Origin of the sequence: Streptomyces sp. NBC_00996 (assembly GCF_045162675.1) — a bacterium.
Lineage (GTDB): Bacteria > Actinomycetota > Actinomycetes > Streptomycetales > Streptomycetaceae > Streptomyces.
Map to the genome: position 1 here is coordinate 3828588 of NZ_CP108723.1, position 13829 is coordinate 3842416.

Genomic DNA, 13829 nt, shown 5'->3' on the forward strand with positions numbered 1-13829 from the left:
CGGAGTGGCGTTGTCAGTGCCCCGCTCTACTGTGGGGCCGACACAGGATTTCCGAGGATCCTCGACGAGAAACCGGAGAGCTCCATGACGACCCTCCCCGACCGGCCGAACACCGCGCTGCTCGTCATCGACGTCCAGAACGGAGTGGTGGACGGCTCCCACAACCGCGACAGCGTGATCGCGAACATCAACACCCTGGTCGACAAGGCCCGTGCGGAGGACGTGCCCGTGATCTGGGTACAGCACTCCGACGACGACCTCAAGCGCGGCAGCCACAGCTGGCAGTACGTCCCGGAGCTGGTCCGCGCGGACTCGGAACCCCTCGTCCACAAGCTCTACGGGGATTCCTTCGAGGAAACCGAACTGGAGACGCTGCTCGCCGACCGCGGCGTGGGCCGCCTCGTCGTCGCCGGCGCCCAGACCGACGCGTGCATCCGCTCCACCCTCCACGGAGCCTTCACTCGCGGCTACGACGTGACACTCGTCGGCGACGCCCACACCACGGAGGACCTCACTGCCTACGGCGCACCGTCCCCGGAGCAGGTGGTCGCTCACACCAACCTCTACTGGCGGTGGCAGAGCGCCCCCGGGCGCCGCGGAGGAACGATCGACACGGGGGACGTCACCTTCGCCGCCGGCGACTAGGGCCTGCGGCCTCGGGGAGGCTACTTGCCGCAGAACTCCGCCTCGATCACCGCATCGCTGTCCCCCGACCAGTCCCCGTTGAAGTTGAAGGAGAGGGAGTGGCGGCCGTCGGCGGTGGTCACGGCCGAGGACGTCGAGCCGTGGATGCCGCCGTCATGACCCCACACGTGGACGCCGCAGGTCAGTTTGCGGTCGATGAGGCCGAGACCGTAGCCCGCGTTCGGGATACCGTCGACCTTGACCGTGGTCTTCATCTCTGTCAGCTGCTTCGGCGGCAGGAGCTTGCCGCGCAGCAGGGCCGCGTAGAAGCGGTTCAGGTCCGAGGAGTTGGAGATCATCTCGCCTGCCGAGGACGCCAGGGACGGGTTGAGTTCCGTGGCGTCGTACGTCGGGCCCGTCATCGTCTCGGCCAGTTTCGAGTACGCGCGGCTGCTCGGCCGCGGGACCGTGACCCTGGTGCCGGGGACGGACGTCGCGTGCAGGCCGAGCGGTTCGATGATGCGGTGGCGGATCTCCGACGCGTACGAGTGGCCGGTGACCTTGCCGATCACCATGCCGGCCAGGACGTAGTTCGTATTGGAATAGTTCCAGGACGTGCCCGGCGCGAAGTCCGGTTTGTGGGCCATGGCGATCGCGACGAGCTGCTCGGGCGTGTTGGTGTCGTAGCGGTGCTCGAAGAAGCCGTCCTTCAGGAAGTACGTACGGCCGAAGTCCTCGTCCGCCGTGTAGTTGAAGATTCCGCTGGTGTGGTTGAGAAGCTGGCGGAGTGTGATCGCGCTGCCGTCGTGGCCGTGGCCCCGCACCACGCCCGGGAGCCACTTGTCCACCTTGTCGTCCAGCGACAGGCGGCCCTCCGCCTCCAGTTGGAGCAGTACCGTGGAGACGAAAGTCTTGGTGATGCTGCCGACGCGGTAGTGGTCCGCCGTCGAGCGCGGCGCCTCCGTCCGGAGGTCGCCCACGCCCGACGTGGCGGACCATGTGCCGTACCGGTCCTTCGCCGTGGCCGTCACCCCCGGGACGCCGTCCTTCACGGCCGCGTCCATCGCCTGCCGGGTCGAGGCATGGTCCCCTCCGGCAGGCGCCGCCACCGCGGGTCCCGCCAGAGCCCCGGCCACCACCACCGCGGCCGCCCCCACCAGTCCCGTACGCACTGACATGTCGTTCCCCGTTCATCCGTGAATCTGGTCGGGGGGAGGGACCTGGCGGACCGGTGTGAAGGTTGCCTGTCCGTGTGCCAGTTGAGCGGATTTCAGCCCTTCTTCAGGACGAGCTCCGTATTGCGGTCCCGTGATGTCCCCGACAGGTCCGTGCGGGCGCCGGGGGTGTTGAAGGAGAGCTCGCGGTAGAGGGCCGCCAGGCCGGTCTGGGTGAGGTCGGAGAAGTCCGTCTCGTGCGGGGCCGAGGACTCGATGAGGGTGGTGAAGAGGGAGAGCGTGCCGTCCTTGTTGTCCACCAGCTCGATCACGCGGGCGAGTTGGGGGAAGTCGACGTGCGAGGCGGTGCAGATCTCCCAGAAGGAGCGGTTGTCGGGGGCGGCGTGCGGGATGATCTCGTTCTTGTGGGTGTGGCCGTTCACCCAGGCCAGCACGTTGCTGAAGCTGGCGAGGAGTGCGATGACCTCGTCGCCGCCGTGGCGCTTCTCCGCCGGGTGTGCGGGGTCGGCGTGGCGGTTGCGCATCGTCTTGCTGGTGTGGTGGCTGAAGACGATCACGTACGAGTCCTTGTTCTCGCGCAGCGTCCTCTCCAGCCAGCGGAGCTGGGCCGTACCGATGGAGCCCTCGTAGTGGCCACCGGGGTCGGTGGTGTCGAGGCTGACGCCGATGACGTCCTCGGCGATGCGGAACGTGTAGTACTGGGTGCTCGCGGCGAGGTTCGCGGAGGAGTATCCGTGGCCGATCGGACCCGGGCCGGTGTACGCGGGGTCGAGGTGCGCCCGGATGTACTCGGCGGGGGTGAACGGGGCCCGGTTCTCGTCGGGCGTGACCGAGCGCATCTGCCGGGCGTGCGCCTTGAGCAGGTCCCGAAGCTCCGTGCCCTTCGGGCTGCTGCCGTCCTTGATGCTCTTCGCCAGGGCCGTGCACTCCGCCGCCGGGAGCGACATCAGCTTCTTGCCGCCGACCGCCAAGTCGGTGAGGTACGAGTCGCCGCGCGAGCCGTAGCAGCCGAGCGGGAGCGCGTCGTGGTTGCCGACGGTGGAGTACCAGGGCAGCTTGAGACCGGGGCTCCGCAGTTCGCGGATCGCCGCCTCCAGGAAGCCCTCGATGCGCGGGAAGCCGAGCTGCTTGTCGGCGTCGCGCACGGCCGCGTCGGGCTGCCAGTACGTCTTGAGGCCGCTGGCCTGCACGCCTTCGTAGTGGTGCGGGTCCCCGCTGTTGGGGCTGATGCGGCCGCCGCTCATGACTTTCAGGAACCACTCCAGCTCGGTCTTGGAGTTGTTGTCCGTGTTGTCCCCGGTGGTCATGACGAAGTGCAGCGGGGAACCGGTGACGGGCGCTCCCCGCAGCGAGTTGACCCGCTCGACGAGCGAGACGGCGCCTGCGACGGTCAGGCTCTCCTGCGGACGCCAGAAGCTCTTGTTCTGGGCGCGCAGGTATTCCAGGCGCAGCGGGTGCTGGGCGTCGGTCAGGTGCAGGTCGGTGAGCTGCACGAACGCGGCGAGCGCGGTGCGCCGCTCGGCCCGGCCGGACTTGGCCGCGGCCAGCTCGTCGCGTACGACCCGCTTCCAGCCTGCGCCGTCGCCGAGCCGCCGGTACCCGGTGGAGCCGGAACGCGGGGTGGCGACGCTGCTCAGAGTGGTGCCGCGCGTGTACGGAGCCAGTCCGGCGGGGGCCACCCCCGGCTGGGCCTTGGAGTGCGTGAGCGAGTCGGCGACGGGTGCCTGGCCTGCGTGGCTGGTCGCGGCGTGCGCGTCCGAGCCGGAACGCAGGGCCAGGCCGATCCCCGCGGAGAGGGACACCGCCCCGGTGGCGGCGAGTAGCGTACGGCGGTTCATGGCAGCGGCAGTGGCGACAGAGCGTATGCGCGACATGGCGCGGTCTCCCCGAGTGCGAACGCGTCGGCAGTGGTCGCGGGGCGCTCGACTTGCGAACTCCCCGCTCACACTGGATCGTTGGCACCGGGAATGACCTGCACGTTAACTGGGAAGCAACGGGCAGCGCCGATCACCGTACGTGGATCTTGGAACACCCTGCGCGTCCATGACCCCTCTCCGAACGGCCGGAAGACGGTCACTCCGTGTTCATGTTCCCGGGTACTGAACCTGTTCGCCGACACTCGCCTACGGGTTGGCCGGTGAGTACTCGGGCGCCGACCAGCGCAGCGGACTGGCCGCGGATGTCTCCACGACCTCCGTGAGGGTGAAACGGACGGTCCGCTCCCCGTCCTCGGTGAATTCCGTGCGGGCCGTGCCCGTGAGCTGGAGCGCCGCCCCCGACTCCCAGCCCAGGAAGAGCAGCCCGGTCCGTGGGTCGACCGCCAGGTTGCCGAGGGTCAGGAACATGGAGTTCCCGGGGTAGTCGCGCCACCTGAGCTCGCCGGGCGAATCGACGCGTACGAATCCGGGGTTGCCGCCCCGATGGCTCACGTCGGCCCCTCGCGCGTGGACCGTGGCGAGGAAGAAGGTGTCGGCGGCCTCGATGAACTCCCGCTGTTCAGAGGAGAGTTCGCGACCGCTTCGAGCCGCACCGGGCATGCGGTCCACCGTCTCGTACGACTCCCTCTTCTGCAGGTACCTCGGACAGTTGGAGAAGACCTGGTCGGCCTCGACCGCGAACCCGCGGGGTGTCGGGCGGGCCCGTCCATTGAGGCGCATCCGGCGGCGGGTGCGCGGGTCGAGCGCGATCGTGCCGACAGGGGTACCGGCCGTGGAGAGCGCCGGCGCGAGCGGGTCGCAGGGCCCGGCCCCGCCCGCGACCGAGATCTGGTGGGACCCTGTGGCCCGTACGAAACCGGGTGCCCCGGTGAGCGGCGAAGCCCACACGGCGCCGCTCACCGGGTCCGCGGCGCCGACGACCAGCATCGGCTGCAGTTCGAGGAAGGCGGCGGCCACCGGGCGGATGCCCTGCCCGATGGCCTGCCCCACATGATCGGCGAGGTCGCGGACGCCGACCCGGTCCTGCACGGCGCGCGAGCCGGAGTGGTAGGTCATGTCAGCCCCTGGGGAGTCATACCCGTGCTCTAGAAGAAACCGCAGGTCGGCGCCGACGCGGACGGCGCGGGTGCCTCCTGTGCGCCATTCGGTGTGTAGATCTCCAGGCGGGTGCCGTCGGGGTCGTGGAAGAAGATGCCGCCCGAGGCCGCGCCCTCGCGGTGGGCGACCACACCCTCGTACGCGAAGTCGACACCGTAGGTGCGCAGGGCGCTCTCGTACTCCCTGACCTGGTCGATCGAGTCGACCTCGAGCGCGAGGTGGTGCAGGCCGGCGCACCCGCTGTCGTACGCCCCCTGCGCCTGCTGCCAGAGGGTGAGCACCGGACTGCCGCCCTCCCCCAGGAATGCGTACCGCCACTCCTCCTCCTTGGCCTCGCCGATCACGCCGAAGCCGAGGACGTCCCGGTAGAAGGCGAGTGAGCGGTCGAGGTCCGTGACGTTCAGGCCGATGTGTCCGGTGCGCGGTGTCATGCCGGTCCCCTCTGTCGATGACGCCCCCAGCGGGGCTAACCTCTGTCATCGAGGTTAGGGGTTAGACTCGATAGGTGCAACCAGTCACGTACTCTTGAGCGGTTAGCCGTGAAGGGAGCCCCGCCATGCCCACCACCACCGATCCGCGTCCACTCACCGGCGAGCCGCTCGCACTCGACCTGCTCAACACCCGCTGGATGCACGAGGGGGCCGTACAGGACCTGCTCACGGACACCGAGGGACTCTCGGTATGGCTGGCCGCGAACGAGCTGAACCATGTCGCCGACGAGGCGACCCTGCGGCACGTGCTCCAGGCCCGCGACGCCCTGCGCACCGTGGTCGACGGGTCCCTGGAGGACGGGGCGGACCGCGTCGACGCCGTCCTCGCGCACGGGCGGATGCGCCCCACGCTCAGCCCCCGGGGTCCGGGGGAGAGAGCCGAGTTCAAGGACCCAACCTGGGCTCCCGCCTGGCTCGCCGCGCGCAACTATCTGGAGCTGCTCGCCACCGCCCCCGATCGCATCCGCCACTGCGCCCACGACTCGTGCATCCTGCACTTCTTCGACACCTCACGGAACGGCACCCGCCGCTGGTGCTCGATGGCGTCGTGCGGTAACCGGGCGAAGGCGTCCCGCCACTACGCGCGCACGAAAGAGGGCTGAACCCTCGCGCATGTCGCGCGATACAGCGACATAACTGGCGTGACGCATGGCGGAATTACGCCATGACTCCATCCCGCCTCGGTCAACTCTCCCCAAACAACTGCCCCTTAGGTAAAGCTGAGCGGTCATCCGGGTCCACATACCGGACTGACGCGATCGCGTTCCGAAGGAACGTCGGAACCGGTCGCTCCGCGCTCGTTCCTTTACCTACAAGGGATGCAGATGACCTCCGAACCTCAGCGCGCTCCGATATCGGGCGCGAGACGCGTGGCCCGCACAGCCGTGGCCGCGGGCCTGGTGGCCGCGCTCTCCGCGGCCGGGCCGATACCCATGGCCTTCTCCGCGAACGCGGGCGCGGACGCCCCGGCGGCCGATCCCGGCACCAAGTCCGCCGCCGCCAAGCTCGGTTCCGCCGATGCCGATCTCCTCGCCGAGGCCAAGGCCGGCGGTGACAAGAACGTCACGATGATGATCGCCACGGCTCCCGGCCAGACCGAGCAGGTCGCCAAGGAGCTGGACGCGGTCAAGGGCGGCTCCGTGGGCCGCACCTACGACAAGCTCGGTTACGTCCGGGCCACCGTCCCCACCGGCCGGGCCGACTCGGCCATCGCCGCCGCCGCGAAGCTCTCCTCCGTGCACGGGATCGACCTGCGCCAGGAGATCGCGCTGGACGACCCGACGCCGAGCGCCGACACGGCCAAGGGCGCCGAGGAGCAGGCCACTTCGACGGCCACGTACTCCGGCCCCAACAAGAAAACCCTCGCCGAGAACCCGTACAACCCGTCCTTCGAAACGGGCGCCGTCGACTTCGTGAAGGACCACCCGAAGGCGGACGGCCGGGGCATCACCATCGGCATCCTCGACTCCGGTGTCGACCTGGGCCACCCCGCGCTGCAGAAGACGACCACCGGCGAGCGCAAGATCGTCGACTGGGTCACCTCGACCGACCCGATCCTCGACAGCGACGCGACCTGGCGCCCGATGATCACCCCGGTGACCGGGCCCACCTTCACTTACAGCAACAAGACCTGGACGGCGCCCGCGGGCTCGTACGAGATCAGCACCTTCCGCGAGTCCGCGACCACGGGCGGCGACGCCAAGGGCGACGCGAACCGCGACGGCGACACGACCGACGCGTGGGGTGTTCTGTACGACGCGGCGGCCGGCACGGTCACCGTCGACCTGAACAACAACAACGACTTCACCGACGACAAGCCGATGAAGCCGTACAAGGACGGCTACCAGATCGGCTACTTCGGCACCGACAACCCGTCGACCGACGTCGTCGAGCGGCAGCCGTTCGTCGTGGAGATCCGCAAGGACGTCCCGATGGACCCGTACGGCGGCGACTGGGTCGGCAAGAAGGCCGACTTCGTCAACATCGGCGTCATCGAGTCCGAGCACGGCACCCACGTCGCGGGCATCACCTCCGCGAACGGCCTGTTCGGCGGCAGGATGAACGGCGCGGCCCCCGGCGCGAAGATCGTCTCCTCGCGCGCCTGCACCTGGACCGGCGGCTGCACCAACGTCGCGCTCACCGAGGGCATGATCGACCTCGTCGCCAACCGTGGCGTAGACATCGTCAACATGTCCATCGGCGGTCTGCCCGCGCTGAACGACGGCAACAACGCGCGCGCCGAGCTCTACACGCGTCTCATCGACACCTACGGCGTCCAGTTGGTGATCTCCGCCGGCAACTCGGGCCCCGGCGCCAACACCATCGGTGACCCCGGTCTCGCCGACAAGGTCATCTCGGTCGGCGCGACCATCTCCAAGAAGACCTGGGCCGCCAACTACGGCTCGCAGGTGGAGAAGAAGTACGCGATGCTGCCCTTCTCCTCGCGCGGTCCGCGCGAGGACGGCGGCTTCACGCCGACGCTGAGCGCCCCCGGCGCCTCCATCAACTCCACACAGACCTGGCTGCCGGGCTCCCCGGTCGCCGAGGCGGGCTACTCGCTGCCGGCCGGCTACTCGATGCTGCAGGGCACGTCGATGGCGTCGCCGCAGGCCGCGGGCGCGTCCGCGCTGCTGCTGAGCGCCGCGAAGCGCAAGGGCATCGAGCTGAAGCCCGCCACCCTGCGCACCGCGCTGACCTCGACCGCCGATCACATCAAGGGTGTGCAGGCGTACGAGGAGGGCGCGGGCCTCATCGACATCGAGGACGCCTGGGACGCCATCAAGGACGGCGCCACCGCCCACGACTACACCGTGAAGGCCCCGGTCGACACCGCGATCGACTACGCGCTGAAGACGCCGGGCTTCGGCACGGGCCTGTACGACCGCGAGGGCGGACTGAAGGCCGGTGACAAGAAGACGTACGACATCACGATCACGCGTACGTCGGGCGCGGACCGGGCGATCCGCCACGAGCTGCACTTCGAGAACAACGCCGCCCACACCTTCCGGATCGTCGGCTCGGACGAGGTCAGGCTCCCGCTGAACCAGCCGGTGACCGTCAAGGTCCGGGCCGCCCCGAGGTCGGCCGGCCTGAAGAGCGCGATCCTGGAGGTCGACGACCCGAGGACCGAGGGCATCGACAAGCAGATCCTGTCGACGGTCGTGGTCTCGTCCCCCGTCAAGTACACCTACTCCGCGTCGAGTTCGGTGCAGCGCAACAGCACCCAGTCCTACTTCGTCACCGTCCCCGAGGGCGCCAAGTCCCTCGAGGTCGCGATGAGCGGGCTGAAGGACAAGAGCCAGACCCGGTTCATCTCGATCCACCCGTACGGCGTCCCGGTCGACAACACCAGCACCCCGTACTGCTACAACAACTACCTCGACGGCAACGGCTGCAAGCCCGACGTGCGTTCGTACGCGGACCCGCAGGCCGGCGTCTGGGAGATCGAGGTCGAGGCCCGTCGTACGTCGCCGCTGCTCGACAACCCCTACAAGCTCGACGCCGCCGTGCTCGGCGCGGCCTTCGACCCGGCCGTCGTGACCGTCCCCGAGGCCAAGGTCGGCACCCCGACCACCGCCTCCTGGAAGGTCACGAACAACTACGCCGCGCTCGACGGCGCCCTGAAGGGCGGCCCGCTCGGCTCCTCGCTGACCGCGCGGCCGACCATCGCGGACGGCGCGACGCAGACCACCACGGTCGAGGTGCCCGCGGGCGCCGCGTCCCTCGACGTCTCCATCGGCAACGTCTCCGACACGGCCGCCGACCTCGACCTGACGGTGAAGAACGCCGCCGGGACCGTCGTCGGGCAGTCCGCGGACGGCGACTCCGAGGAGGCGGTCTCCGTCGCGAACCCGGCCGCCGGGACGTACACCATCGAGGTCGCGGGCTACTCGGTCCCGTCGGGCTCGACCGCGTACGACTACCAGGACGTGTTCTTCTCGTCCGCGCTCGGCACGGTCACGGTCGACGCGTCCGCGCAGGTGTTGCTCGGCACGGGCGACTCGGCGACGGTGTCCGGCTCGGTCACCGCCGCCGCCGCGGCGCCCGCGGGACGCGAGTTCTTCGGCCAGGTCCAGCTGGTGAACGCGCGCGGCACGGTCGCGGGCATCGGCAGCGTGAAGATCGAGAAGGTCACGCCGTAGCTTCTGCGGCTGGTGCGGGGCGGGCGTCCGGAAACGGGCGCCCGCCCTTTTCTCACTCACATGCCAGGCCTCGGGACCGGGGCAACGCCTTGAGGATCCAGGCCCGGTCGTGGGCGATGTCCTTCTCCCGCGTGCTCCAGATGTCGGGCGACGCCGAGTTGCGCGGAATGCCGACCAGGACGTGGTCACCCTTGTGCGGCCGCGGGTCGACGTCCTCGTCCATCACAAAGGTGACCTGGTCCTTCCCCTTGTCCGGCTTGTAGTAGCGGTCCACGTCGAGGGTGATCCGGTCCTGTCCGGTGCCGGTCACCGGCTCGACCGCGGCGACCGTGCCCTCGGCGACGAGCCGGGAACAGGCGAGGTAGCCGGAAGCGCTGAGCGAGGACTCCGCGCCCTTCGCGTCGCCGCTGTCCGCCTTGGACGCCGAGGCGCTGTCGTTCGCCCCACCGGACCCGCCCTGCGCGATGAGCCATCCCATGCCGACGACCATCGCGCCCACCGCGGCCGTGACGAGGGTTCCCACCGCGAGGGCTAGGGGACGGCGGCCACGGTTCCTCGGGGCCCGTTCCGGGCGGCGGGTGCGCTTCCTGGGAGTCCGTCGTGGGGCCGGCTTCCTTTCCTCCCCCTGTTCCGCCCAGGCATCCCCGAGGGCCGTCAACTGCGCGCGCAGCAACGCCACGTCCGCCACCGCGGCACGGTGTTCCGCCATGAACTCGGCGTCGTCATGGGCCTCCTCGGGCACTGGCTCGTCCGTGATCGCGGCCATGAGCGCGTCCATGCCTTCGTACTCGGCCACGTCACACCACCTCGTCCTCGTGCAGGCGGGCGCGCAGGGCGCGGACCGCTGTGTGCAGCCTGCTCTTGACCGTGCCCTCCGGGATGCCGAGCTCCTCGGCTATCCCGCGCACGGAGAGATCGGCGTAGAAACGCAGGACGAGGACCTGGCGCTGGGCGTCGGGCAGTTCGTCCAGGCCCTGCGCGACGGCGAGCGAGAGCACGCTGGAGTCCTCGTCGGAGGGATGCTCCAGCTGCCGCAGCGAGGCCAGGCGTTCGCCCAGCCGCTCCTGGCGGCGCTTGGCCCGGTGCCAGTCCATCGCCAGGTTCGACGCGACGACCGCCGCCCACGCGGACACGTCGCGCGGAGCCTCGTCCCCCTTCGCCGCCCGCTCCAGCAACCGCAGGCGGACCTGCTGCACCCCGTCCGGCAGGTCCGCCTGCGGTACGCCGCCGAGCGCGAGCACCGCCCGCACCCGGCGTTCCTGGGCCGCGTCCAAGGGGTCGTCAACCCCCTGCGCGCGGCGGGCCTTTCTGCGCAGCACAGCCACCCCTCCCCTCCCGCGTTTCCTCTACGACGCCGGTGCCGGCCAAAACGTTCGGCCCACTGCGGCGGGGTTTTCCGGACCGTCGGCCTCCATTCACCTCAACGGCACCGTGCACGGGCTCGGCCCCGAAGTGCCCGCCTACACGGGTACGGAGGCCGACGTGGACGCGGAGTTCTCCGGCGGCGACGACGGCGACAGCTCGTTCGTCGTCTGGAGCGTGGACGCGCACAACCTCCGGGGGTCACAGGGCCTGGTCTTCAACGACGTCGGGCGGCTGCGACAGACCGCGCCCCTCCCCGGGGGCCCGCTCCTGCTGCTCATCGAGGCCGACGGCCCCCGGCAGCTCACCGCCCGCCCGCTGCCCCCGTCGAACCCCTGCCCACCCCCGACCCCGTCCCGGCCCAGGCGCCCGAACCGCTCGCCGTCGCCGTACCCGAGACGCCACCCGTCCAGCCGTACATGGGTGACAGCAACGGCGTGGGCAAGGGCGAGAGCCGCTCGAAGGGCCTTCTCGGCCGCTTGGGCCGTGCCAAGGACGAGCACGCGGGCCGCGGCGCGAAGACGATCACGCTGGTCAACCCGGAGCCGGGGCGGCCCGCGATCCTCGAGTACACGATCAAGGACGACAACGAGTACAGCGGCTACAAGATCGACCAGCTGGACGAGTACGACGACGCCGACAAGTTCATGGAAGTGCACACGCACGGAACGCAGGGCCGCACCCTCCTGTTCGGCACGGGCCAGAGCGAGGTCCGGCCGCGACTGGAGCGGGTGGGCTCGTGGAGCCTGCGGGTGCTGCCCATCGAGGCGGCGACACCGCTGACCGGGAAGGCGGAGGGCAAGGGCAGCACGGTGTTCCGCTACACCGGTCCGCCCGCGGTGCACTCCCTGCGCCGTCTCACCCGGGACGATCATCCGCTGGACGCCTTCACCGTCCAGGCCGACGGCAAGAAGTGGATGAGCGCGGGCACCGCGGGGCGGCGCCGGCCCGTCGCCGGTACCCTGCCGGTATCGGCGGCCGGATACTGCTACGTCCCGATCACCGCGGGCCATGCGACCGGCCGGCAGATCGAGCCGGCCGCCCTCGACACCGTGCCCGCGTTCACCGACAAGGTGTCGGGACAGGGCTATGGAGTCGTACGTCACACCGGCCCGGCGGCCGAGATGATGGTCCGGTACGAAGCGCGCGGTCTGATCGACATCATCGCGCTCCGGGAGCTCGACGAGCGCCTCGAACCGATACGCCGGATCAGCATGGCCACCGGTCTCCAGCACGTACCGCAGGGCCTCGTCCAGGTCAGAACGGGCGGCGGCAAGTGGAGCATCGAGACACGCGGCTGAGGCCCCGCGCGGACCCCGACCCCCGGCCCGGAGTCGTACGTCACACCGCTCCGGGCCGCGGGACGACGTCCCGCAGTACGGCTTGCGGTCCGGGACCGGCGGCGGTCGCGGACCCCGACCCCCGGCCCGGAGTCGTACGTCACACCGCTCCGGGCCGCGGGACGACGTCCCGCAGTACGAATTGCGGTCCGGGACCGGCGGCGGGCGCGGACCCCGACCCCCGGCCCGGAGTCGTACGTCACACCGCTCCGGGCCGCGGGACGACGTCCCGCAGTACGGCTTGCGGTCCGGGACCGGCGGCGGTCGCGGACCCCGACCCCCGGCCCGGAGTCGTACGTCACACCGCTCCGGGCCGCGGGACGACGTCCCGCAGTACGGCTTGCGGTCCGGGACCGGCGGCGGGCGCGGACCCCGACCCCCGGCCCGGAGTCGTACGTCACACCGCTCCGGGCCGCGGGACGACGTCCCGCAGTACGGCTTGCGGTCCGGGACCGGCGGCGGGCGGATTCCTTCGGACCGGGGGGAGCCGTCGCCGGAGGATCGGGGCGGGACCGGCCGGTCCCCGCGTCCCACTCCTCGGGCGCCACGGCGAAAGGATTGGACACACGGGCACGGGACAGACGCATCATGGAAGCGCTGGACCACGTAAAACGCACGCAAAGGGAGTCGCCGTGAAGGTCGGAATCGTCGGAGCCACCGGTCAGGTCGGCACGGTCATGCGCAGGATCCTGGTCGAGCGGGACTTCCCGGTCGACGAGCTGCGCCTGTTCGCCTCGGCCCGCTCGGCCGGGTCGGTCCTCGACGGTGTGACCGTGGAGGACGCCTCCACGGCCGACTACACGGGCCTGGACATCGTGCTCTTCTCCGCGGGCGGCACGACCTCCAAGGCGCTGGCCGAGAAGGTCGCCTCGCAGGGCGCGGTCGTGATCGACAACTCCTCGGCCTGGCGCAAGGACCCCGAGGTCCCCCTCGTCGTCTCCGAGGTGAACCCGCACGCGATCGCGGACCGTCCCAAGGGCATCATCGCGAACCCGAACTGCACGACGATGGCCGCGATGCCGGTCCTGAAGCCGCTGCACGAGGAGGCGGGGCTCGAGGCCGTCGTCGTCGCCACCTACCAGGCGGTCTCCGGCTCGGGCCTCGCGGGCGTGGCCGAGCTGCACGGCCAGGCACTGAAGGTCGTCGCCGACGCCGACAAGCTCACGCACGACGGCGAGGCGGTCGACTTCCCCGAGCCGCAGGTCTACAAGCGCCCCATCGCCTTCAACGTGCTCCCGCTCGCCGGCTCCATCGTCGACGACGGTCTGCACGAGACGGACGAGGAGCAGAAGCTCCGCAACGAGTCCCGCAAGATCCTGGAGATCCCGGCCCTCAAGGTCTCCGGCACCTGCGTGCGCGTCCCGGTCTTCTCGGGCCACTCCCTCCAGGTGAACGCACGCTTCGCGCGTCCGCTGAGCGTGGAGCGTGCCACGGAGCTGCTGGCCGGTGCGCCGGGTGTCGTCCTCTCCGACATCCCGACCCCCCTGGAGGCCGCCGGCAAGGACGCCTCGTACGTCGGCCGCATCCGCACCGACGAGACCGCCGACCACGGGCTCGCCCTCTTCGTCTCCAACGACAACCTCCGCAAGGGTGCCGCGCTGAACGCGGTCCAGATCGCGGAGCTGGTGGCGGCCGAACTCAACGAGCTCAAGGGCTGACA

At 70.3% G+C, this 13829-nt stretch carries 11 protein-coding genes; 5 read left to right on the top strand and 6 right to left on the bottom strand.

All coding sequences use genetic code 11. The annotated features are described in order from the left end of the window. Positions 1-84 precede the first annotated feature (84 nt). The gene (locus tag OG390_RS18105) at positions 85-645 is read left to right on the top strand and encodes a cysteine hydrolase family protein (RefSeq protein ID WP_406169171.1); all 561 of its coding nucleotides are present in this window, start codon (positions 85-87) and stop codon (positions 643-645) included. A 20-nt stretch (positions 646-665) separates the two neighbouring features. On the opposite strand, the gene OG390_RS18110 is transcribed toward OG390_RS18105, so the two are convergent. From OG390_RS18110 to OG390_RS18125, 4 genes are all read right to left on the bottom strand, one after another. Further along, the gene (locus tag OG390_RS18110; RefSeq protein WP_406169173.1) at positions 666-1802 is read right to left on the bottom strand and encodes a serine hydrolase domain-containing protein; all 1137 of its coding nucleotides are present in this window, start codon (positions 1800-1802) and stop codon (positions 666-668) included. Positions 1803-1894: 92 nt separating this feature from the next. Further along, positions 1895-3673, bottom strand: a complete 1779-nt coding sequence (locus tag OG390_RS18115; RefSeq protein WP_406169174.1) for a TIGR03767 family metallophosphoesterase — start codon at positions 3671-3673, stop codon at positions 1895-1897. Between the two features lie 249 nt (positions 3674-3922). After that, on the bottom strand, positions 3923-4792 hold the full coding sequence (locus OG390_RS18120) for a pyridoxamine 5'-phosphate oxidase family protein (RefSeq protein ID WP_406169175.1): 870 nt from the start codon (positions 4790-4792) through the stop codon (positions 3923-3925). A 29-nt stretch (positions 4793-4821) separates the two neighbouring features. Then, positions 4822-5265 (bottom strand): VOC family protein, encoded by a 444-nt coding sequence (locus OG390_RS18125; protein WP_406169177.1) that lies wholly within the window; start codon positions 5263-5265, stop codon positions 4822-4824. Positions 5266-5390: 125 nt separating this feature from the next. Here OG390_RS18125 and OG390_RS18130 point away from each other — a divergent pair, with 125 nt between their 5' ends. Further along, on the top strand, positions 5391-5927 hold the full coding sequence (locus tag OG390_RS18130; protein ID WP_406169179.1) for a CGNR zinc finger domain-containing protein: 537 nt from the start codon (positions 5391-5393) through the stop codon (positions 5925-5927). A gap of 222 nt (positions 5928-6149) precedes the next feature. Continuing rightward, entirely contained in the window at positions 6150-9467 is a 3318-nt protein-coding gene (locus OG390_RS18135; protein WP_406169181.1) for a S8 family serine peptidase, read from the top strand. Positions 9468-9519: 52 nt separating this feature from the next. Here the strand turns inward: OG390_RS18135 and OG390_RS18140 are convergent, their stop codons facing one another. After that, positions 9520-10263, bottom strand: coding sequence for a hypothetical protein (locus OG390_RS18140; protein WP_406169183.1), 744 nt, complete (start codon positions 10261-10263; stop codon positions 9520-9522). Between the two features lies 1 nt (position 10264). Beyond that, positions 10265-10792 (bottom strand): sigma-70 family RNA polymerase sigma factor, encoded by a 528-nt coding sequence (locus tag OG390_RS18145; RefSeq protein ID WP_399074750.1) that lies wholly within the window; start codon positions 10790-10792, stop codon positions 10265-10267. 456 nt (positions 10793-11248) lie between these two features. Between OG390_RS18145 and OG390_RS18150 the strand changes: the two genes are divergently transcribed. After that, a complete protein-coding gene (locus OG390_RS18150; RefSeq protein WP_406169185.1) occupies positions 11249-12130 on the top strand; it encodes a hypothetical protein in 882 nt (293 codons plus the stop codon). Positions 12131-12801: 671 nt separating this feature from the next. After that, positions 12802-13827 (top strand): aspartate-semialdehyde dehydrogenase, encoded by a 1026-nt coding sequence (locus OG390_RS18155; RefSeq protein ID WP_406169187.1) that lies wholly within the window; start codon positions 12802-12804, stop codon positions 13825-13827. The last annotated feature ends 2 nt before the right edge of the window (positions 13828-13829 follow it).